The organism is Thalassospira sp. MBR-102, assembly GCF_040549275.1.
Classification (GTDB): Bacteria; Pseudomonadota; Alphaproteobacteria; order Rhodospirillales; family Thalassospiraceae; genus Thalassospira; species Thalassospira xiamenensis.
Genome location: NZ_JBEPTC010000009.1, coordinates 134,106 through 154,910, shown reverse-complemented (window position 1 = coordinate 154,910; position 20,805 = coordinate 134,106). Strand labels below are relative to the sequence as shown.

The following is a 20,805-nucleotide window of genomic DNA, read 5'->3' as shown; positions in this document are numbered from 1 at the left end:
CCTATTTTTGTGGCCTTAACGAAACGGCGTTCCATGCACCCATTGGGTAAGGGAATAACGCAGGCCCGCTGTCGTCGGGGCGACGCGGTGCAGAACGAAGCTCGGGAAAAAGATCGCCGTGCCACGTTCCATCGGCGCATCAAAAACATGCCCCGCCGGGTTTAGCTGCAACAAACCGCCTTCATACTGGTCGGGTTCGGATAGCTGGATCACCATGGTCAGTTTGCGACGGCGTGCAATATCGGATGCGCCAACGTCGCTGTGCCAGTCATAGTGACCGCGCTGATCCCCAGCATAGCAGGCAATCTGTGCATCTTCGGCGAATTCCGACAAAGAAAAATCAAACACATTGCGGTTTACATCCGCAACCATGTCAACGATCCGGCGCATGACGGCCGGTTCCTGGGTCTCGTTAAACCAGGTGATCTGTGACCGGCGGATATGGCTTGCCGACTGGCCCTGAACAAGGCCACCATCGTCAAGTTTTTGCGAAAATCCGTCAATCAGTCGATCACAGGTTGCACGATCAAGCGCATCCGGGACGATCGCATACATTTCTTCTGGAAACATTCACGACATTCTCCAATGCCGCATGGGCCTTTGATTTCGTGTTTCGGGCCCAAGACAATTCTTTGCGGTGCGCTTCTCTTAGGACCAAACGCACCGATTGACCAGCGCGAAAATCATGCAAGAACCGCGTGCATGCTATACCGGATTTACGATCCTGCCGTCGGCTGCCGCCCCGTCATCGGGATCATGGGTCACCATCAGAGTTGGCAAACCACGCAACCGCGCCTGTTCAAAAACAAATGTCCTGATCTGATCCCGTAACTCGGTATCAAGCTTTGAAAAAGGTTCATCGAGCAAAAGTGCGCCGGGCTCGGACAGCAACACCCGCATCAGGGCGACACGCGCACGCTGCCCGCCGGACAATGTCGCCGGATCACGGTTGGCAAAACCACCAAGCCCCGCACTTTCCAGCGCGTCCTCGATACGCGTTCTGCGTTCTAACCGCCCCCGAACACTTGATGGCAGGGCAAACGCCAGATTGCCGCCAACCGATAAATGCGGAAACAGAAGATCATCCTGAAACAGGATACCGACATGGCGATCCTGTGGTGCCAAACCATCCAGCCCCCGGCCATTCAGGACAACCTGCCCGCTGACCTCAAATCCGGCGGTTCCGCCCACCGGCAAGGTTCCGCAAATATAGGCCAGCAGACTGGATTTTCCCGAGCCGCTCGGCCCCATCAGCGTCACGATCTCGCCCGATTTGATGATGGTATCGATATCAACCAGCACACGCCCATTGAGGCGAATGGAAACCCGGCGTAATTCAAGACCTTTGGCAGTGGCGGGGGCGAGGGTGCTGTTATTGGTTTGTGTGCTGTTCATCGGCTGATCATATCCTGTTTCGGTTTCCCATGCCGCGCCGGTGGCGGAATAAAACCGCCGGGATCAGAAGGGCGAGGGCAAAACCGGCAAAGGGCAGGATCATTTGCAACAGCCCGTAAATTCCGATCATCCGTCGGTCGCCGCCCGATGCCAGTGCCACCGCCTCGGTCGTGACGGTGGCAAACCGCCCAGCCCCGATCAGAAGGGTTGGCAGATACTGCCCGACACTGACCGCAATGCCGACCGCAAAGGCGGTCAGAACCGCGCGGGTCAATAATGGTAGGCGCACCAACCAGAATAACCGTGCCGGTGATGCACCAAGGCATAAGGCAGTTTGCAAATATCGCGGATCAAGGGCGCGAAACGGATCGGCAAGCGATAGAAAGATATAGGGCAGAACAAAGATCAGATGAACGATCACCACGGAAATCAACGTTCGTTCCAGCCCGATACCGGTAAAAAACACCTGAAGCCCGAACATGAAGCTGATTTGCGGCATCAAAAGCGGCAGATAAATCAATAACATCGCCCCCTGCCCCGGATATTGAAACCGGCGGGTTTCGTTTTCAAGACATCCCAGAACCAGGGTAATCGCAACCCCGACCGAGAGAACCGCAATCATCAGTGTGGTCCAAAGTGCCGCACCTAACATGTCATATTCGCGCATCCAAAGACGCAGACTGAAACTGCGCGGCAGAAACTCCGGAAAGGACCAGTACCCGGCAAAGCTCCAGACCAGAAGACTTGCCAGGCCCAGAAACACGGCAGCCGCCGAGAGGATTGCCGTCCCGGCGGCAAAGCTTCGAACGGTATCATCGCGTCGCCCGCGCATGCCGCCTTCGGCCCAGACATGCCCCCACCACGCCACAAGCTTTTCCCCACCCCACCAGATCGCCATCGCGATCATTACAAGGAAAAATTGCAACATGGCCCCGGCAGAGGCCAGAAAACGACGCGACAGGTCTGGATCGGATAGCCAACCAAGAATACGCACCGCCAGCGGTGCGGGTGTTGTTGGGCCAAGGATCATCGCGACATCAACGACCGAGGTCGAATAGGCCAGCACCGCCAATGTCGGCAAACGGATTTGCGGATAGACCTGTGGCAGAACGGCTTTAAACCAGCCAACCACGCGACCATATCCAAGTGTCAAGACCACCTGCCGCGTCCGGTCGGCATCTGCCTGCGGCAGGGCCGCCAGCGTCATCAACAATAAAAACGGAATTTCCTTGGCAACCAGCCCGGCAATCAGGGCAATCCCCAACGGGTCCTGCAAGGTCACAATATCGGGTGGACGTTCCCATCCGGCAAGCGGCGCGACCGCCCGAACGATCCAGCCAGTTGGTGCAATCAGAAAAGCCAGCCCAAAGGCCGCGGCTGCATGTGGCACTGAGAGGATCGGGGACAACAGGCGTTGCATGACGCCAAAAATCCGCGTTCCCTGCCATGCGGCGCAAAATAGTATGACAACCAGAAACGAGATCAGTGTTGCGATCAAACCATTGATCAATGACAACCGGATCGAAATGCCAAGCCCCGGCTGATTGATCAAATCCCGCCAAGGATCAATCGATATTACATCGCCGCCAAGCGCCGGAAGATACCCGAATGCCGGTAATATCGTCCCGATCAGCCCGGCACAGACCGGGCCGATCATCAGGATAAGGGTAAAAGCCGGGAAAAGCCGGAGCATTTGGGCTTATTGCACCACGCCGTAGCGCTTCTGCCATTCTGTTTCAACCAGTTCCATCCAGCTTGGATGCGGTTCCGGCAGAACCGTGCCACGTTCGGAAGGCGACAGAGACGCAATGCCAAGATCCAGATCGGCAAAGGCCTTTTGCATGTCTTCTGGCAATTTATCCATCGCCAGTACCGTATCAGCTCCCCAGTATTGCGGGTCCTGTTTGCGCAGTTGGGCTTCGGGTGACATCAGGAAATCGGCCAGCACAACCGCCCCGGCCTTGGCCGATGCGTTATAGGGGATGGCAACGAAGTTGGTGTTGCCAAGCGTACCCTTGTCAAACACATAGGATCGCACTGTATCGGGCAGTTCCATCGCCTCGATTGCCGATGAGACTTCGCCCGAGCTAAACGAAAACGCGATATCGATCTGGTTATCGGCCATCATCGTACGTAGCGAGGCACCATTTTGCGGATAGGCCTGCCCGTTGCGCCACAATAGCGGTTGCAAGTCTTCGAGATATCCCCAAAGAGGTGCCAGAACCTTTTTGGCGTCCGTTTCATTGGCGGGCTGTTGCAGAACTTTCGGATCCTCAACCAGCTCGGTCAGGATTTGTTTCAGAAAGGTCGAGCCCATATAATTCGGTGGCTGGGGATAGGTGAAGCGCCCCGGATGTTTGACCAGCCATTCAAGCAAGGCTTGGGCTGACTTCGGTACGCTATCAAGGCGTGCGGTGTCATAATAGAAGCTGACCTGCGCCATACCCCACGGCGCTTCAAAGCCCATGGTCGGAACCGTGAAATCGTTGATTACGGTTGGCTTGCCTTCGACATCGACATAGGCAAAATTCGGCGTCTGTTCGGCCCACGGCCCAAACAGAAGGTCATTGCGTTTCATGGCGGCAAAGTTTTCACCATTCAGCCAGATCATATCGACCGCCCCGCCATCATCGACGCCAGCCGTCTTTTCCGACAACACCTTTGCCACTGCATCGGCCGTGTCGGAAAGTTTCACCTGTACCACATTCACACCGTATCGCTCCTGCACCTGGGCACCCGCCCACGCGATATAATCATTGATGCGCGGCTCCCCACCCCAGGCATGAAAATACACGGTCTGGCCGCGCGCCTGATCAAGAACGGACTGCCAATTGCCGATATCGGGGGCCGGGTCGGCTTTTGCGGGCATCGATACCATGGCCATTGCAAGGCCTGTGACGATGCTCAGACCGGCGAAAAAAGCGCGCATACTGGAAATCCTTGTTGCTGAAGGGCCGGTCAATACTACCTGATTGAAGCAATCTGGCACCATCGGCGATACCTGTCTGTTTTTGTTGCCATCATTTTTCCAATCTTGGCAGTCTAAAATCAATTCACGCTTGCGTTAGATGGCAGGTGTCTGGGCTTAATCTCTGCCGATGGTTTTGGCACCCGTGACATAGGAACGAAAAGATCATGTTTGAATGGGTCACAGATCCGCATATGTGGATGGGGCTTGCGACTTTGACCGCGCTTGAGATCGTACTGGGCATCGATAACATCGTTTTCTTGTCGGTGATTGTTTCCAAACTCCCGAAAAATCAACAGAAATCGGCTCGCCGCATCGGCCTTATCGGGGCGATGGGCATGCGGCTTGTGCTTCTGGCCTGTATCGCCTGGGTGATGGAATTGACCGCCCCGCTGTTTGCCGCCTTCGGGCAGGAAGTCAGCGGACGTGACCTTATTCTGATTATCGGTGGCCTGTTCCTGATCGCCAAGGCGTCCAAGGAAATTCACCATACAATTGACGAACCCGAAGAACACGGCCCCGGCAAGATCATGTCGAGTTTTGCGATGACCATCACCCAGATCATGCTGCTTGATATGATATTCTCGCTCGACAGCGTGATTACGGCGGTTGGACTGGTTGATCATCTTTCGATCATGATGATCGCGGTTGTCCTGTCGGTTCTCGTCATGCTGGCAGCAGCCGGCACCATCAGCGATTTTGTCGAAAAGCACCCGTCGGTCAAAATTCTGGCGCTGGCCTTCCTGATTCTGGTGGGGTTTGTGCTGCTGCTTGACGGTGTCGAAATCCATGTTCCAAAAGGTTACATTTACTTCGCCATGGCATTCAGCCTGGGTGTCGAGACGCTCAATCTGATCAATCAGAAACGTAAACGCAAAGCCAAAGAGCTGGGAGCAGCCAAATGAAACAGGTTTCACCGCCCTCGTGCCTGCAGAACGCCTTCAACAATCACCACCTTGGCCATGTCAAGGTTCTCGAATTCCCTGATGGCACACGGTCGGCCGCGGATGCCGCGGCGGCTATTGGTTGCGATGTCAGTGATATCGGCAAATCACTGGTTTTCATGACCGAAGGCAACAAACCGGTACTGATCATCATGAACGGTGCCGACCGGGTAGATGAAACCAAGGTTGCCCATCTGCTTGGCCTTGATATCCGCAAGGCAGATGCCAACGAAGTCCGTACCCATACCGGTTACGCCATCGGCGGTGTTCCGCCCTTTGGACATGTCGGCCCGGTCGAGACCATGATTGATGAAAAGCTGCTTGCGAAAAAGATAATCTGGCTGGCCGCGGGCACACCCAAAACCGTGTTTTCCCTGATGCCAGATGAACTTCGCGCGGTGACGGGTGTTGACACGGGTGTGGATATTTCAGCCTGATCAGGCTTAGATCAGACCGTCATCACGCGTTGCCGAACGTGCACCGATTTCATCAAGTTCGGCCTGTTCCTTGCGATCTTCTTCGGCGCGTTCTGCTTCGACACGGTTGCGTTCGGCGATTTCCGCGGTCTTGACGGCCTTGAACGCATCCGCGACCTCATCGCGGAACGCGTCGATTTTGGCTTCCTGTTCTGCGATCCGCTTTACCAGTGCTTCGCGCTCGAACACGACGGCACTGGCAAAGGGGCCATAGGCAAAACCGGCCAGTTCGGGGTTTTCGGCGGCAACCTTCTGCTCGGCTATCACGGCCTTTTCAAGCGCATCCTTTTCCGCCAGAAGATTGGTCAGTATGCCCTGCATTTCGCCAAGTTCGCGGCGTTTATCATCCAGCGCCCATTTGCGCATACGGATCAGTGTTTTGAAATCCTTGGCCATCGCGGTCAGTTACCTGAAATATGGCGGATGCGGCATCAGCATGATCATGTGATTACTGCTGATCGCGGCGAAGCGCACGTTTGGCCGCATTCAGATCATTACCCGCATTCGTCGCGGTTGAACGGCTATTGACCTGCGGGCGAAGCCGGTTGCGTTCCATAACGGTTGCGCCCTGCGGGTTGGCTGCCGGTTGGCCACCTGCATCCGGGACTTCCTGTTGGGCGGGTGTCAGATCAAGACGACGTGCCAATTCTGCATAACCATCGGCCAGCCGGGTACATTCGGTTTTACGCTGTTTGAGGAATTCCTCGATCAGCGGGAAGTAATGAATGGCTTCGTCCACCTTGGGATCCGTTCCCAGACGATAGGCCCCCAGACGGATCAGTTCCGCCATGTCTTCATAGGTTGCCAGCAGCTGACGGGCGCGCGAAACGATCTGGTTTTCATACTCGCTATTACATCCGGGCATGGTACGCGAAACACTGCGCAGGATATTGATCGCCGGATACCGACCCTGTTCGGCGATTGCGCGGTCCAGCACGACGTGGCCATCAAGAATACCACGCACCGCATCGGAAATCGGTTCGTTATGATCATCCCCGTCGACCAGAACGGTAAACAGGCCGGTCACCGATCCCTGCCCCGGCCCGCCCGGCCCGGCACGTTCCAGAAGGCGCGGCAATTCGGCAAACACCGTCGGGGTATAGCCCTTTGACGCGGGTGGTTCGCCGACCGAAAGGCTGATTTCGCGTTGCGCCATGGCAAAACGGGTCACAGAATCCATCATACACAGCACGTCACGCCCGGTATCGCGGAAGAATTCCGACAGCGCCATGGTCATATAGGCAGCCTGACGTCGCATCAATGGCGGCTCGTCCGACGTGGCAACCACGACAACAGACCTGCGAAGGCCTTCTTCGCCCAGATCGTCTTCGATGAATTCGCGGGCTTCGCGGCCACGTTCACCGATCAGGCCGACAACCGAAACATCGGATGTCGTATGGCGGGTCATCATCGACAGCAAACTGGATTTACCAACCCCGGACCCGGCAAATATGCCCATACGCTGCCCCCGGCAGCAGGTGAGAAAGGTATTCATCGCCCGCACACCCAGATCAATCTTCCCCGCCACACGCTGGCGCGAATGGGCCGATGGCGGTGCATTGCGGATCGGGTATGGTGTCGGTCCTTCGGTCAGCGGACCCTTGCCATCGACCGGCTGGCCGAACGCATTGACCACACGCCCCAGCCAGCTTTCATCGGGATAGACCTGTGGTTGGGTGTCGGCCAGTTCGACTTCACAGCCAATCCCGATGCCATCAAGCATCCCGAACGGCATCAAAAGTGCTCGTTCATTCCGGAAACCAACAACTTCGCAAATTACGGCCACACCATCACGGCGTTTGACCTTGCAACGATCCCCCACCGAAAGCGCCCCTTCGACCCCGCCAATTTCAACCAGCAGGCCAAGAACAGCGGTTACCCGCCCGACAGTCCGGTAATCCGGAATGCGGCGAAGTTCGGCGACAATATTTCGGCCAATCTGGAACACGTTTGCGCTTTTCTGTTTGATGGGTTCCGATATGTGATGCGATCGGGAATTTTATCGCAGTCCCATGTCAAAGGGTGGCAAATTCGACCGCGTCGCACCAGATATAAGTGGCATAAACGGTATTAAAAACCCGTATATGCGGAATTGCCATTAAAAATCCGGTATCGGCAGTCATGGTCGTTAACGGCGCAAACCGTTGGGAAACTTCACATTCCCCGCACCATCTGCCTTTATCGATGAAAAAAAGTTAACAACATGCGACTCGCCTGCTTGCCACGAGTCGCAAAGCAACGTATCGTTAACGGAATGGAATAAAATTCCACACGGCAATCGTTGGGGCGCTTGTCGAAATTAGCCGGATTAACACGGATTTTTTGCGGAACACGGTAACGGAGCGGAACATGCGGGTGCTGCTTGTCGAAGATGACAACGCCACTGCTGACAGCATCGAGTTGATGCTGAAATCGGAGGGCATGGTTGTCGACACCACGGATCTTGGGGAAGATGGCCTCGAGATCGGTAAATTGTATGACTACGATATTATTCTTCTGGATCTCATGCTGCCGGACATCGACGGCTATGAAGTTCTCAGACGTTTGCGCGACGCACGCGTTGAAACCCCGGTGCTTATCCTGTCGGGGTTGACCGAAACCGAAGACAAGGTCAAAGGCCTTGGTTTTGGCGCGGATGACTATCTGACCAAGCCGTTTGACAAGGTTGAACTGCTGGCACGCATTCAGGCGATCGTTCGCCGGTCGCGCGGCCACGCACAATCGATGATTGCCACCGGCAGACTGAATGTGAACCTTGATGCACGCACGGTTGATGTTGATGGATCGCCGCTGCATCTGACCGGCAAGGAATATGGCATCCTTGAATTGCTGTCGCTGCGCAAGGGCACGACATTGACCAAGGAAATGTTCCTGAACCATCTCTATGGTGGTATGGACGAGCCGGAGCTCAAGATCATTGACGTTTTCGTGTGCAAGCTGCGCAAGAAAATCCAGTCAGCCACCAAGGGTGACAACTACATCCATACAGTCTGGGGCCGGGGCTATGTCCTGCGCGATCCGGATGTAAACAGTAGTGCTGCCGCCTGAACGCAACGAACTTTATCGCGTTCCGCTGCGCACGAAGTCAAAAACGCCCCGATGGATCGTCGGGGCGTTTTGCTTTTGGCGGGTGCGCGTTACACGGCAACCATCCTGATTTCTATTTCTTGTCTTCCGGCTTGCCAAAGCGCGACCGATCAAAGGTCGTGGACGGGCGGGTTGTTCCGCTGCCCGTGCTGCCGGTTCCGGTTGACGGCCTTGCGGGCGGAGTGCTGCCCGTGCCGCTTGAACCAGCGGTGCCTGTTGTGCCCAGGGGACGGCGATATGTCGATCCAGCCGTCCCAGTTGATCCCGCCGTCCCGGTAGTGCCGGTTGAAGGACGTGAATATGTGCTGCCGGTAGTCCCGGTTGTTCCCGTTGTTGACGGACGGGCTGCTGTGCCGGTGCCCGTTGGGGTCGTGGGGCGTGCCGTGGTTCCGGTCGAAAGCCCGGGACGCGGCGGGGTTGTGGCTCCGGCACCTGCACTGGCGGTCGTACCACCGGTGGCAGTTTGCATATGTTTCGGCTTGGGAAACGCGAAACCGCCTGTCGCGGTACCACTCGCCGCCCCAGCCGCCGCACTGGCACCCGCCTGAATTTTCTCAAGTGCTGAAACATCGACATCCGGCGCCCCCGGACGGTTCAACTGATAGATGCCGCGTTGACGCGCAAGCGGTTTGAACTTGTCGGAAATCCCAAGAACCGTTTCCGCCCCGCCAAGGAACAGGAAGCCATCATCGGGCATCAATGCCGATATACGCGCCAGCACATCTGTCTTGGTTGGCTGATCAAAATAAATCAGAACGTTGCGGCAATAGACGATATCGAACTGACCCAGCGGCCGGAAATCCTCAAGCAGGTTGAATTCCTTGTATTGAACCTTGGAGCGGATTTCCTGCGAGATTTGCCACTGGTCTTCTTTCTTCTGGAAATATTTGACCAGAAGCTGGATCGGAAGTCCCCTTTGAACTTCAAACTGGGAATACAAACCAGCACGCGCCTTGGTCAGGATTTCGCGCGAAATGTCGGTTCCGATAATTTCAACCCGCCAGCCGGAAAGCTGGGATTTGAAATCTTCAAGGATCATCGCCAGCGAATAGGGTTCCTGCCCCGAAGACGCCGCCGCACACCAGATGCGCAGATGGCGCTTTGACGCGCGCTCCTTGATCATGTGCGGCAGAACGACATGCCGGAACTGGTCAAACGGCTTGGTATCGCGGAAGAAGAAACTTTCATTGGTTGTCATCGCATCGACGACTTCCTCGACAAGCACGCGGTCACCGGCGCGCAATGCCGCGATCAGCTCGGTCAGGTCCTTAAGCCCGCGCTTGCGTGCAATCGGCATCAGCCGGCTTTCGAGCAGATATGTCTTGTCCTGGCTCAGAACGAGCCCGGATTTTGACTTTATAAGTCTGCTGACGAAATCGAAGTCTTCCGGCCTCATCATCTCGGCTTAACGACCCCCTGCAAATTTTTTGATATAGGCCGCGATGCCACCCACGGGGAGAACCGCCGAACAAATGCCTGCATGTGCCGCGGCACCGGGCATTCCCCATACAACGCTTGTCTGTTCGTCCTGTGCAACAACCATCCCCCCGGCACCCACGACAGCACGCCCACCCAGCATACCATCCTGTCCCATACCTGTAAGGATAGCCGTGAGTATATTACCACCGTAGCTTTCCACAAGGCTGCGGAGCATCGGATCAACCGACGGACGACAGAAGTTTTCTGGCGGGTTCTGGTTCAGAACAATTTTCCTGCTGTTGCCACGGCCCTCTATCACCATGTGGTAATCACCGGGGGCAAGGTAAACCTGTCCGCCCTGAATTTGCATGCCCGTCTGGCCTTCCTGACATTTAAGCCCGGTCAGGCGGGTGATGTGTTCGGCGAGGATCGTGGTAAAAGTCGCAGGCATATGCTGGGTAATGAAAATCGGCTGACGCACACCGGCAAGACCACGCAGAACCTCGAACAGGGCCTGTGGACCACCGGTCGAACTTCCGATGGCAATCGCTTCGACATTAAGCCGTTTTTCGGGAAGCAGACTGATCTGTCCGCCCGTGATCACCCGTTTTGCCGGCGCCGGTGCAGCGGCACCGGTCGGCGCCTTGGCACGCACTGCCGCCACGGCGGCTGGACTGCGTGCGGCCGGGGCGGCACGTTGTGGTGCCTGTTTGACCGGCGCATTTCGCGCCACTGCCCCACCACCAACAGCACCGCCCGATGTCTGGCGGGTTGACGGTTTGACATTCGCGCCTGTCGCCTTGGCATCACCGGCTGCGATTGCCGCCTCGCGGATCAGACGACCCGGATCGCGCGCAGGCATGTTGGTTGTTTGTGTAGCCGCATCACGGTTAATGGTCGTGGCCCCGCCTTCTTTACCCTGCCCCTGTGCCGGGGATACCGGCTGCAAGTGCTGAGGATGTTGAGGCTGAGGCATCGGGCGGGTCGACATCGGGCCAAGACGACCGGGCTGGTGCGTCGGACGCGGGCGCAGTTCAGCGGTGAACCGTTTGCGCTGAACCCGGCCGGGCTTTTGCAATATCTGATGCTCCGCCGACAGTTCGGCCCGGAACGGCGCCGGAGCATCCCCAGCGGGCTTTTCTGTTGCGGAGGCGTCATCTTCCGGTGCAGCAGATTCCGGCAACTCTTCATGCCGTTCGGCGGTATCCGCATCGCCAACGACGACCTGTTCTTCATGGATTTCTTCAAGCCGTGCCTGATCCGCCCCCAGCATCTTGCGACGCTGTTCAGCCCAGGCCTTGACCTTGTCGAGCAACTCGGCCCGGAAGCCTTCGCCAACATTAAGGTCCTTGGCCGAGGACGGTTTGGGAATGTAGTCCACAGCCCCCAGTGTCATGGCCTGAAAACTGATATCGGCGTTTCGCTTGGTCAGGGTCGATGCCATGATCACGCGAACCGTCGGATCGATTTCAAGCAGCTTGGGCAATGCCGTCAGACCATCCATGACGGGCATTTCAATGTCGAGAACGACCGCTTCGATACCAATCTCCTGACGCATGACGCCAAGCGCGTCTTCGCCATTGGCAACAGAACCGACGACCTCGATATCGTCGTCTTCCTGCAACATGCGTGTTACCAGACCACGCACGATTGCGGAATCGTCGACAATCAGGACTTTATAGGGTGGATGAATTGGCGTGTCTTCCACGTACCGACGTTCCCGTTAGAGCAACCGGACCAAAAACCAAGGCAAATGCACAGCGACGCTGACAGGAACCTTAAATCAGACCCACCTGCTCAAATTTTGCCTGGATGATCTCGCTGTCGAACGGTTTCATGATGTACTCGTTCGCACCGGCCGTGATGGCCTCCTGGATATGCTCGAGATCGTTTTCTGTAGTGCAGAACACGACGACGGGCTCATCACCACCAGGGGCTGCGCGCAGTTCCCGCAGGAAATCAATCCCGCTTTTCACCGGCATGTTCCAATCAAGCAACACCGCATCTGGCATGGCTTCAAGGCATCGATCAATTGCCTCCTGCCCATCCACAGCCTCAATGACCGCAAATCCTATTTCTTCCAGGATACGGCGTGCCACCATTCTGATGACTTTCGAATCATCGACGACGAGACAACTCTTCATCGACTTCCTTCTCGCAAATTAGATCGTTAAGCCAAAACCGGCATTGTACCGGATGCATTTTGCACCCGGTACAGACTAACATAGCTAGCCAGCCTGTTTCACAGAAACCGTGAAATCAAGCAGACGGGTCACATCCAGAATGACAAGAAGCTTCTTGTCGAGCCGGAAAATGCCATCGGAAAATTCGCGCCAGCGCGGATCGAGCGTTGCAGGGTTCTGCTCGAACGCTTTTTGCGGAACGCTCAGAACTTCTCCGACCTGATCGACCATCAGGCTGTACAGCTCACCGCCCTGATCGACCACTATGCTCATGCCCGGCACGTCGTCTTCGCGTTCACGAAGCCCTAGACGTTTGCGAACATCAATCGCCGTAACAATGCGCCCACGCAGGTTCAGCGACCCTGCCACTTCGGGCGGAGCCAGCGGAATGCGCGTGATGCGCTGCGGACCAAGAACATCCTGAACCGTCAGAACCGGAATACCGAACAACTGCTTGCCGATATAGGCGGTAACGAAATCCTTCGTCGCCCCGCCAAGGTCAAGGGCCGTGCTCTGTTCTTTGCTCGGGACGAGTGCCTTTTTATCGCTCATTGGACTTTTCCCCGATTTACACTGCGCTCAGCGTCTGGATCAGCGTTGATACCAGCGCATCTCGATCGAATTTCGCGACATAGTCGCTAAAGCCAACCTGACGACCCCGTTCGAAGTCTTCCTCGCTGGTGTGCGAGGACAGCGCGATGATCGGGGTATCACCCCAATGTTCATCATTCTGCAGGCTTTCGGCAAATTCGAAGCCGTTCATGCCCGGCATTTCGATATCACTGATGATCGCGTCGAACATTTCACCGCGATTTTTAAGATCAAGCGCCTGCTCGGCATTCTCGACCGCAATGACACGGAAACCGGACACCGACAGCATCGGTGTGAGAAGGTTACGGAAGAACGGGCTGTCATCTACCAGAAGCACACGCTTTTTCTCACCGCCGGTATCCTCATGACCAAACCAGTCCGAGAACGCCAGTTCAAGATAGTAGCCAGCATCAATCAGATCGGTTGCCTTGCCGTCGATCACCGCAGACCCGACCAGACCATCCTGATCGGCTGTCAGTTCGACATTAAGGACGTCATCGACGATATCGACAATTTCGTCAACCACAAGGCCCATGGTCCGTTCGCGATCCTGGAAGACCAGGGTCGGCTGACGGCCTTCGGCTTTCATCTGATAGGAACCATCAATGAAGACCAGCGGCATCAGCTTGCCACGATACTGAACCAGCGGACGACCGTTCGAATATTCGATGTTTTCGACATCGATTTCTTCGAGGCGGGCAACCAGTGCCAGCGGTACGGCACGAACTTCTGCACCGCCAGCCCGGAAGACCAGCATGGACGTCGTTTCGCGATCACCGGTATCGGAGCGCGCCTTGCTTTCGACCCCCTGCGAACCACCAACGGTGATTTCGCCGGTGCGGGTCGCAATGCCGTTCGGATCCAGGATCATGATCACGCTACCGTCGCCAAGGATGGTGTTCCCCGAGAACAGAGACAGGTCACGCAGGATCGGTGCGACCGGTTTAACCACGATTTCCTCGGTGTCGAACACTCGGTCAACGATGATACCGAACGAATAGGTCCCAACCTGGGTGACGACGATGAAGGCTTCTTCATCCACGTCATCGACCGTTGTTTCGCCGTCATCAAGACCAAGAATTTTCTTGAGCGTGACAAGCGGCAGCAGACGGTTGCGCAGACGCAGGACAGGCGTATCGTGGATGCGTTCGATCGAATGATCGGAATTGCTTGAAGCCCGGACCAATTCCAGAACGCTGATCTGCGGAATGGCGAAACGTTCGCCGCCACTTTCAACGATCAGTGCCGAAACGATGGCAAGGGTGAGCGGGATTTTGATGATAAAGGTCGAACCACGGCCTTCGACCGATTTCAGTTCAACCGTACCACCGATTTTTTCGATGTTGGTACGGACCACGTCCATGCCGACACCACGCCCAGAAACCGAGGTCACCTTTTCGGCGGTCGAGAAACCGGCCTTGAAGATGAACTGGTGGATTTGCGAATCCGCCATGCCGTCAAGATCGCTTTCGGTTGCAAGACCGTTGGCAATCGCCTTGGCCTTGATCCGTTCGATATTGAGACCGCGGCCATCGTCGGAAATCTCGATGATGATGTGACCGCCTTCGTGATAGGCATTCAGCGTAACCGTACCGGTTTCCGGCTTGCCAGCTTCACGACGCCCCGGAATATCTTCAAGACCATGGTCGGCAGAGTTACGGACCATGTGGGTCAGCGGATCCTTGATGAGTTCAAGCACCTGACGGTCAAGTTCCGTATCGGCACCGATCATCTGCAGATCGATTTTCTTGTTCATCTCAAGCGCAAGGTCGCGAACAATACGCGGCAGTTTCGCCCAAGCGTTGCCAATCGGCTGCATACGCGTTTTCATCACACCTTCCTGAAGGTCGGTAGTGATGTGCGACAGGCGCTGCAAGGGAACTGTAAATTCGCTGTCATCCTTGCCGCGAACCATCTGCAACAGCTGGTTACGGGTCAGAACAAGCTCGGAAACCAGGGTCATAAGGTTTTCAAGCAGCTCGACGTTCACACGGATCGTCTGAGCCGCGACAGAACTTTCCTTGGCCTCGCCACGCTGCGCTTCGGCCTTTGGCCCCTCGGACGCAGCGGCCTTGGCCGGGGCAACTGCCTGCGACTTTGCTGCTGCGGGCGGGGCGGCTGCCGGTGCGGGTTTCTCGGGCGCAGGAGCAGGTTCCGGCTCCTGAATATCCGGGTCGACTTCGGTTGCATCGAAAATTGCCTGCAACCGCTCATCATCGGTCATCGGCACTTCTTCGGCGACTTCTTCCTCGACCGGGGCGGCTGCCGGTGCGGCGCTGCCGCCCATAATCGTACCGGTATCGGCAAAATGGTTAAGACGCGCGATCAGATCGGCATCATTGCCATCCGGTTCGGTTTCATTCTGCTCAAGCTCGCTCAGCAGATATTTGATCGTATCAATGGATTCAAGAACAAGCGTCACCGCATCCGGTGTTACAACCAGTTCGCCATCACGGATCTTGCCAAGCACGTTTTCACCGGCATGCGCAACTGCTTCCAGTCGCGGCAAACCAAGAAATCCGCATGTCCCCTTGATGGTATGCACCAGGCGGAAAATATTCGACAGAATATCCGGATCGTTCGGATTCTGCTCCAGTTTGACCAGCTCGACGTCAAGCGTCGAAAGGCTCTCCGAAGTCTCTGTCAGAAATTCACTTAAAAGATCGTCCATAAACCCCCTCCACATCTCCGACAATCATACTGTTTGCCGGAACCGGAACGCCCATCCCCACGACCAGTGCGCGAAACACACGTTCAATCCGTTACTTACGTAGAACCTAGCACACCGTATTACCAGACCCGCATGTGTTTTTTTTAATCATAGATCAATGCAACATTTCCGTCCTCTTGCAAGACTGAAAGCGCACCACCGGTCCGATGCGCAAGATTTCGCAGGAAAAAGCCATGTACGGTCCGGGGATCAAGCTGTTCCGGGGCCACTTCATTTTTCATGACATTTTCCACATCGGGGCGAAACGCGGCACGTTTTCCGGTTGCATTGACCGAAATCCGCCCCCCGGATTCGCAGGTAACAACAATATCCCCACCAAACGGCAAAGCTTCACGGGCCAACATCACCATATTGAGCACAAGCCTTCCATGAGCTGGATCAATTCCAATTCCAGTTTGATCCCACAGAAGGGTCACCTTGCCTTCGGCCTCGAAACTCTGAGCAACCGCATCGCGCATGGATTTTGTGTCAACACTGTTGCCGGCGCGCCCGAATGCCAGACGGAACAATTGCAACCGGCGCGCGGCCTCAAGCCCGCTTTTGCGCATCAGCGCAAGTGCCTCGTCATCGGCAACACCGGCCTCACCCATCAGTTCGGCACCGGCATTCACAGCCCCCACAGGCCCGACAAGGTCGTGGCAAATGCGCGAACTGATCAGCTCGATCAGGATCAGTTCCACTGCTCTGTCCTGTTCCATGTAACGGGTATCTCCAAGAATTCTGTTCAACAGGTCCGCACTGCTTCCCCAAAACAATACGTGGCTCACATCTGGCCGCCCGGTCGATATTTGGGACATGATCGAATCACGGTCGGTGTAAACCGCGCCCAGATTGCAGCCTGATGTGTTAAAACCTTCTTTAACCTGCGGATTTTTGCCGCATTTGCAGACCGGCAAATTTTGCCCATCATCGACGGGCCTCAAAAGATGTGACTGTCATCATTGCGCATTATTTGTTCCGGGCCTATTGCCTGACTATATTAAAAAGACCAACATCAGACAAAAGAGCTTGATCATGGATTTTCTGCTCACACCTGGCACCATTGTCCGCCATCCTGGCCAGCCCGACTGGGGCCTTGGTCGCATTCAGGCGGTAGACGGCGACAGGATCGCCGTAAATTTCGAAGAAGCCGGACGCCAGATCATCCGCCCACGTCATGTCGTGCTTGAAATTGTCGAGGCTGCCGTCGGCTATGAATAACCGCCTGCGATGGCACGGAACTTGCTGAAATGAAAAGATTGAATAATTCGGCGTCTTGACGGAATTTGATACGCAAGATCGCATCCATCGGCTACCGGGCGAATCAATCCGGTGATCTGATTTAAATGATAACAAGGTCGGAACGGGTAAATGATTGCAATCGTCAAACCACCGCGGGACAGCTTCAAACAGCGTCACCACTCCGCCGCATTCGCCGTACTCGAACAATTTGCCGCCGGCCTCATCGAACAGGCCAAGGCGCATGGCGGCACCATCAGCGCCGAACAGATTTCAAGCGCGCTGGAAACATTGCGCGGGCAGAATAAGCTGTTTGACGCAGCATGGATGACGCTTGAAGCCGATCTTGATACCGTCAAGACCCGCCAGAATGCCGCTGTCCGCCACGATCCGCTGGGCCGCCTTCTGGTCAGCCGTTTTGCCCATCAGCTTGAAGGCCGCGAAGCGGGCGATCTGGAACATGGGGCACTGTCGCGCGAAATCCTGCAACCCTTCTTCAAGGTCATCCGCATGATGGTTGGCATGGATATGCTGCAGGAAATCGATGGCGAAATACAGACCATCATTGAACAGCATGCCGACGAAGAAGATGAATTGCGAGATCCGACAGATTACTGGGATCACCTTGCCGAAGAGCCACAGGTCGCCAATCGGCTTAATCTGGTCTTCTCGCGCATGGCCCTGCATTTCAAGGATTACGAGCGGCGTAAAAACTGGATGATCCAGTTGGTCAATGACAACATGCCGCATGGCGATCATGCATGGACCTTTACCGAGGAACATTGTGTGCGATTGCTGCGCGCCCTGTTCCGCGATGTACGTTCCGCCCTGTCCAAGCCGGAACGTTCGGCCGAACTGGTTGCCAAGCTTGGCAGCGAGAATGTCGAGACGCTACGCAATGTCATGGCATCGCTTGATCGCGACGTCGCGACCCTCCACATCCGCGAAGCCGAAAACTGGGAATAGGCATTCGATAATTCCTGAATTTCCTGACAGATAGAAACACCGCGGCGGATATTTCCCGCGGTTTTTCTGATGTCATCTGACGGAAAGGTGATGATTTCATTACAAATCGGGGTGGCCAAATCAATCCCCCCTGTGCGAAAGTCGAACTTGCGCACTACATAGCGTTTCCAGACCAATAAACAGAAACAAGCGCCGCCGCCATGACCAGACCGCTGATTGACAAATATGGCCGCCATGTATCGTACCTTCGGGTATCGGTGACGGATCGCTGTGACTTCCGCTGCACCTATTGCATGGCCGAAAGCATGATCTTTCTGCCAAAATCCGAAGTCCTGACACTTGAAGAACTCGATCAGCTCTGTTCGGCCTTCATTGCGCGCGGTGTACGCAAACTGCGCTTGACCGGGGGCGAGCCACTGGTGCGCCGTGGCATCATGGACCTGATCAGGGATTTGTCGCGTCATCTTAAATCCGGTGCGCTTGACGAACTTACCATGACGACCAATGGCAGCCAGCTTGCGACCTACGCCGATGATCTGGCACGTCTTGGCGTCAAACGGCTCAACATCTCGCTTGATAGCCTTGATCATCAGAAATTCGCCGAAATCACCCGCCGTGGCCGCCTTGAACAGGTGCTAAGCGGGCTTGAGGCTGCCAAACAGGCAGGACTCAAGATCAAGATCAACACGGTCGCCCTTCGCAATTTCAACGAAGACGAAATTTCCCGTCTTGTCGCCTGGTGCGGCAAGGAAGGCTTTGATCTTTGCCTGATTGAAACCATGCCGCTTGGCGATATTGACGGGGATCGCACAGATCAATATCTGCCGCTGACCGCCGTTCGTGAACGGCTGGAACAGGAATATACTCTGATCCCGTCCGAATATGTCACCCCCGGCCCGGCGCGCTATGTCACGGTGGCCGAAACCGGCGGGCGTCTTGGTTTCATAACACCGCTTACCCATAATTTCTGTGAGGGCTGCAACCGCGTGCGCGTGACCTGTACCGGTACGCTTTACATGTGCCTTGGTCAGGAAGACCACGTTGATCTGCGCGCGGCCCTCCGCTCGGGCGCGCCCGAAACCCTTGACCGTCTACTTGACGAAGCCATGCTACTGAAACCCAAGGGCCATGATTTCGTCATCGACCGCAAGGGCCAGAAACCCGCAGTCGGTCGCCATATGAGCATGACGGGCGGCTGATCCGAACATCACCCCATTCCAGTTACAGGCATAAAATGAACATTCTGATTGTCGGCGGCGGCATCGCCGGTTTGTCTGCGGCCATTGCCCTGCAAGGCGACGGACATGACATTACGATTGCCGAAACCCTTGATGGCTGGAAACCCACCGGGGCGGGGTTGCACCTGCCCGGCAATGCGGTGACGGCCCTTCGGGACCTTGGCATTGATCAGGATGTTGCCGACAAATCCTGTGCCTTTCCACGACTGGATTATTTCGATCATCGTGACCGGAAACTGTTTGCACTTGAAACCAAACAGCTCGGCTGGCCGACATTTCAGGCCCTGACCCGCAGCGACTTTCACGAAATCCTGTGCGCCAAACTGACAACACCGACCATCCGGTTTGGTCTTTCCGTATCCGACATCAGTAACGCACCCGATCAGGCACAGGTTCGTTTTACTGACGGCACGACCGGTAGCTTTGATCTTGTGATCGGTGCGGACGGGATCAATTCAGCCGTTCGACGCCTGGTTTTTGGCCCGGAACATGTCCCGCAGCCGACCGGTTATATCTGCTGGCGCTGGATCACGGATTATCCCTTCGGCCTGACAGCGCCCAAATTCATCATCGGTCACGGGCAGGTTATTCTGGTGATGCCGGTGGGGGATAGCCGATTTTATATCTATGCCAGCACCTATGATCCGGGCGAAAGAATACACGACTTGCCGACAAGCGAGCTTGCCGCCCATTTTGCCCGGTTTGATGGATCGGTGCGCGATATGCTAGGCACAATCGGAACGGACACGGTCATTCACGAAGGCCGTCTTCAGCAAATGGTCATGCCCGAATGGGTTGCCGGGCGTGTGGCCCTGATCGGGGATGCGGCACATGGCACCCTTCCGACCATGGCACAGGGGGCAACGCAATCGATCAAGGATAGCTTGGCACTGGCCAATGCCTTTCGCGCGCAATCCGATATCACAACCGCGCTTGCCGACTGGCAGGCCGCCCGACTGCCCGAAGCACACTGGGTCCAGCAACAATCCCTGCAACGCATGGGTTTCGCCAAAATCCGCGGCAAGACCGGTGTCTGGTTGCGCAATACCCTTATGCGCAGGATCGGCTCGAAGATTGTTGCATCGGGCTTCCGTCCGCTGATTGACGGCATGGCAGGCAACCGCAAGGACTAGGTGAACGCCTTTCGGACCTGCTCGATTGCCGTCATGCCAACGGCATGGCTTTCCGCCGCCAGCAGATGTGCAGGGCAACGCGCGCAATCCGAACTACCAAACCCGGCAATCGGAATGGAAATGCCCGGCACCATACCCAAAGCAGCACGCAAATCGCATTCACCCCCATCAGGCATGACAAGCATCGCAACCACGTGCCCGGTGCCGTTGGTCAGTTCATCGACATGCCAATGCTGTTTTTTCTCCGTCCGGCAATGACGTTTGACACGGGCCGCAATGCCACCCGGTCCGTTGGCAGAACCGCAATAAAGATAAGTGCCCCGGCGCAGGATGGCCCCGGCGAAGCGTTTGTTCCGTAAAACCAGATCAGCAGAAAGATCAATCACGAGAATGTAGGCTCCGGCAACTTTGGGAAGCTGCCGGAGGGTTTCATCATTTATGTCAGCAACAAGCCGC

General features: G+C 55.9%; 20 protein-coding genes. 7 read left to right on the top strand and 13 right to left on the bottom strand.

Features of this window, described 5'->3' with window-relative positions:
* Window positions 1–15 precede the first annotated feature (15 nt).
* From ABIE64_RS15755 to ABIE64_RS15740, 4 genes are all read right to left on the bottom strand, one after another.
* The gene (locus ABIE64_RS15755; protein ID WP_007091328.1) at window positions 16–570 is read right to left on the bottom strand and encodes a prolyl hydroxylase family protein; all 555 of its coding nucleotides are present in this window, start codon (window positions 568–570) and stop codon (window positions 16–18) included.
* 135 nt (window positions 571–705) lie between these two features.
* Window positions 706–1,395 carry an ATP-binding cassette domain-containing protein gene (locus tag ABIE64_RS15750; protein WP_007091327.1) on the bottom strand — a complete coding sequence of 230 codons (690 nt, stop codon included), beginning with the start codon at window positions 1,393–1,395 and terminating at the stop codon, window positions 706–708.
* Between the two features lie 7 nt (window positions 1,396–1,402).
* On the bottom strand, window positions 1,403–3,088 hold the full coding sequence (locus tag ABIE64_RS15745; RefSeq protein ID WP_354377921.1) for an ABC transporter permease: 1,686 nt from the start codon (window positions 3,086–3,088) through the stop codon (window positions 1,403–1,405).
* Window positions 3,089–3,094: 6 nt separating this feature from the next.
* The gene (locus ABIE64_RS15740) at window positions 3,095–4,324 is read right to left on the bottom strand and encodes an ABC transporter substrate-binding protein (protein WP_071241098.1); all 1,230 of its coding nucleotides are present in this window, start codon (window positions 4,322–4,324) and stop codon (window positions 3,095–3,097) included.
* A 206-nt stretch (window positions 4,325–4,530) separates the two neighbouring features.
* On the opposite strand from ABIE64_RS15740, the gene ABIE64_RS15735 reads away from it, so the two are divergent.
* Both ABIE64_RS15735 and ABIE64_RS15730 read left to right on the top strand, forming a co-directional pair.
* Window positions 4,531–5,268 carry a TerC family protein gene (locus ABIE64_RS15735; RefSeq protein WP_071241099.1) on the top strand — a complete coding sequence of 246 codons (738 nt, stop codon included), beginning with the start codon at window positions 4,531–4,533 and terminating at the stop codon, window positions 5,266–5,268.
* Window positions 5,265–5,744 (top strand): YbaK/EbsC family protein, encoded by a 480-nt coding sequence (locus ABIE64_RS15730; protein ID WP_071241100.1) that lies wholly within the window; start codon window positions 5,265–5,267, stop codon window positions 5,742–5,744. The genes ABIE64_RS15735 and ABIE64_RS15730 overlap by 4 nt, the downstream gene beginning before the upstream one ends.
* Before the next feature lie 6 nt (window positions 5,745–5,750).
* On the opposite strand, the gene ABIE64_RS15725 is transcribed toward ABIE64_RS15730, so the two are convergent.
* Complete coding sequence (locus tag ABIE64_RS15725; protein WP_037989518.1) at window positions 5,751–6,179, bottom strand: flagellar FliJ family protein; 429 nt, start codon at window positions 6,177–6,179, stop codon at window positions 5,751–5,753.
* Window positions 6,180–6,231: 52 nt separating this feature from the next.
* On the bottom strand, window positions 6,232–7,731 hold the full coding sequence (gene fliI / locus ABIE64_RS15720; RefSeq protein WP_071241101.1) for a flagellar protein export ATPase FliI: 1,500 nt from the start codon (window positions 7,729–7,731) through the stop codon (window positions 6,232–6,234).
* A 401-nt stretch (window positions 7,732–8,132) separates the two neighbouring features.
* On the opposite strand from fliI, the gene ctrA reads away from it, so the two are divergent.
* Window positions 8,133–8,831, top strand: coding sequence for a response regulator transcription factor CtrA (ctrA, locus tag ABIE64_RS15715; protein WP_007091320.1), 699 nt, complete (start codon window positions 8,133–8,135; stop codon window positions 8,829–8,831).
* Between the two features lie 112 nt (window positions 8,832–8,943).
* Here the strand turns inward: ctrA and ABIE64_RS15710 are convergent, their stop codons facing one another.
* From ABIE64_RS15710 to ABIE64_RS15685, 6 genes are all read right to left on the bottom strand, one after another.
* Window positions 8,944–10,266 carry a CheR family methyltransferase gene (locus ABIE64_RS15710; protein ID WP_354377930.1) on the bottom strand — a complete coding sequence of 441 codons (1,323 nt, stop codon included), beginning with the start codon at window positions 10,264–10,266 and terminating at the stop codon, window positions 8,944–8,946.
* 9 nt (window positions 10,267–10,275) lie between these two features.
* Window positions 10,276–11,997, bottom strand: coding sequence for a chemotaxis protein CheB (locus ABIE64_RS15705; protein WP_354377920.1), 1,722 nt, complete (start codon window positions 11,995–11,997; stop codon window positions 10,276–10,278).
* A gap of 70 nt (window positions 11,998–12,067) precedes the next feature.
* Complete coding sequence (locus ABIE64_RS15700) at window positions 12,068–12,433, bottom strand: response regulator (protein ID WP_007091317.1); 366 nt, start codon at window positions 12,431–12,433, stop codon at window positions 12,068–12,070.
* 84 nt (window positions 12,434–12,517) lie between these two features.
* The gene (locus ABIE64_RS15695) at window positions 12,518–13,024 is read right to left on the bottom strand and encodes a chemotaxis protein CheW (RefSeq protein WP_007091316.1); all 507 of its coding nucleotides are present in this window, start codon (window positions 13,022–13,024) and stop codon (window positions 12,518–12,520) included.
* Window positions 13,025–13,040: 16 nt separating this feature from the next.
* Complete coding sequence (locus ABIE64_RS15690; protein ID WP_354377919.1) at window positions 13,041–15,734, bottom strand: hybrid sensor histidine kinase/response regulator; 2,694 nt, start codon at window positions 15,732–15,734, stop codon at window positions 13,041–13,043.
* 143 nt (window positions 15,735–15,877) lie between these two features.
* Window positions 15,878–16,492 (bottom strand): histidine phosphotransferase family protein, encoded by a 615-nt coding sequence (locus ABIE64_RS15685; protein ID WP_110252634.1) that lies wholly within the window; start codon window positions 16,490–16,492, stop codon window positions 15,878–15,880.
* Window positions 16,493–16,808: 316 nt separating this feature from the next.
* Between ABIE64_RS15685 and ABIE64_RS15680 the strand changes: the two genes are divergently transcribed.
* The 4 genes from ABIE64_RS15680 (at window position 16,809) to ABIE64_RS15665 (ending at window position 20,349) form a co-directional block, all read left to right on the top strand.
* Window positions 16,809–16,994 (top strand): DUF3553 domain-containing protein, encoded by a 186-nt coding sequence (locus ABIE64_RS15680; RefSeq protein WP_007091313.1) that lies wholly within the window; start codon window positions 16,809–16,811, stop codon window positions 16,992–16,994.
* A 150-nt stretch (window positions 16,995–17,144) separates the two neighbouring features.
* Window positions 17,145–17,978 (top strand): hypothetical protein, encoded by an 834-nt coding sequence (locus tag ABIE64_RS15675; protein ID WP_063094765.1) that lies wholly within the window; start codon window positions 17,145–17,147, stop codon window positions 17,976–17,978.
* A gap of 200 nt (window positions 17,979–18,178) precedes the next feature.
* Window positions 18,179–19,177 (top strand): GTP 3',8-cyclase MoaA, encoded by a 999-nt coding sequence (gene moaA / locus ABIE64_RS15670; protein ID WP_007091311.1) that lies wholly within the window; start codon window positions 18,179–18,181, stop codon window positions 19,175–19,177.
* A 35-nt stretch (window positions 19,178–19,212) separates the two neighbouring features.
* Window positions 19,213–20,349: an FAD-dependent monooxygenase gene (locus ABIE64_RS15665; RefSeq protein WP_354377918.1), complete on the top strand. Its 1,137-nt coding sequence runs from the start codon at window positions 19,213–19,215 to the stop codon at window positions 20,347–20,349.
* On the opposite strand, the gene ABIE64_RS15660 is transcribed toward ABIE64_RS15665, so the two are convergent.
* Window positions 20,346–20,735, bottom strand: a complete 390-nt coding sequence (locus ABIE64_RS15660; RefSeq protein WP_354377917.1) for a GIY-YIG nuclease family protein — start codon at window positions 20,733–20,735, stop codon at window positions 20,346–20,348. The genes ABIE64_RS15665 and ABIE64_RS15660 overlap by 4 nt on opposite strands.
* Window positions 20,736–20,805 lie beyond the last annotated feature (70 nt).

Bases quoted from the DNA above. Each gene is read 5' to 3' on its own strand.
- ABIE64_RS15700 (WP_007091317.1), bottom strand. From the start codon at position 12,433: ATGAAGAGTTGTCTCGTCGTCGATGATTCGAAAGTCATCAGAATGGTG.
- ABIE64_RS15710 (WP_354377930.1), bottom strand. From the start codon at position 10,266: ATGAGGCCGGAAGACTTCGATTTCGTCAGCAGACTTATAAAGTCAAAA.
- ABIE64_RS15685 (WP_110252634.1), bottom strand. From the start codon at position 16,492: ATGGAACAGGACAGAGCAGTGGAACTGATCCTGATCGAGCTGATCAGT.
- ABIE64_RS15735 (WP_071241099.1), top strand. From the start codon at position 4,531: ATGTTTGAATGGGTCACAGATCCGCATATGTGGATGGGGCTTGCGACT.
- ctrA (WP_007091320.1), top strand. From the start codon at position 8,133: ATGCGGGTGCTGCTTGTCGAAGATGACAACGCCACTGCTGACAGCATC.
- ABIE64_RS15730 (WP_071241100.1), top strand. From the start codon at position 5,265: ATGAAACAGGTTTCACCGCCCTCGTGCCTGCAGAACGCCTTCAACAAT.
- ABIE64_RS15690 (WP_354377919.1), bottom strand. From the start codon at position 15,734: ATGGACGATCTTTTAAGTGAATTTCTGACAGAGACTTCGGAGAGCCTT.
- ABIE64_RS15675 (WP_063094765.1), top strand. From the start codon at position 17,145: ATGATTGCAATCGTCAAACCACCGCGGGACAGCTTCAAACAGCGTCAC.
- ABIE64_RS15725 (WP_037989518.1), bottom strand. From the start codon at position 6,179: ATGGCCAAGGATTTCAAAACACTGATCCGTATGCGCAAATGGGCGCTG.
- ABIE64_RS15745 (WP_354377921.1), bottom strand. From the start codon at position 3,088: ATGCTCCGGCTTTTCCCGGCTTTTACCCTTATCCTGATGATCGGCCCG.
- ABIE64_RS15695 (WP_007091316.1), bottom strand. From the start codon at position 13,024: ATGAGCGATAAAAAGGCACTCGTCCCGAGCAAAGAACAGAGCACGGCC.
- ABIE64_RS15740 (WP_071241098.1), bottom strand. From the start codon at position 4,324: ATGCGCGCTTTTTTCGCCGGTCTGAGCATCGTCACAGGCCTTGCAATG.
- ABIE64_RS15665 (WP_354377918.1), top strand. From the start codon at position 19,213: ATGAACATTCTGATTGTCGGCGGCGGCATCGCCGGTTTGTCTGCGGCC.
- ABIE64_RS15755 (WP_007091328.1), bottom strand. From the start codon at position 570: ATGTTTCCAGAAGAAATGTATGCGATCGTCCCGGATGCGCTTGATCGT.
- ABIE64_RS15750 (WP_007091327.1), bottom strand. From the start codon at position 1,395: ATGAACAGCACACAAACCAATAACAGCACCCTCGCCCCCGCCACTGCC.
- moaA (WP_007091311.1), top strand. From the start codon at position 18,179: ATGACCAGACCGCTGATTGACAAATATGGCCGCCATGTATCGTACCTT.
- ABIE64_RS15680 (WP_007091313.1), top strand. From the start codon at position 16,809: ATGGATTTTCTGCTCACACCTGGCACCATTGTCCGCCATCCTGGCCAG.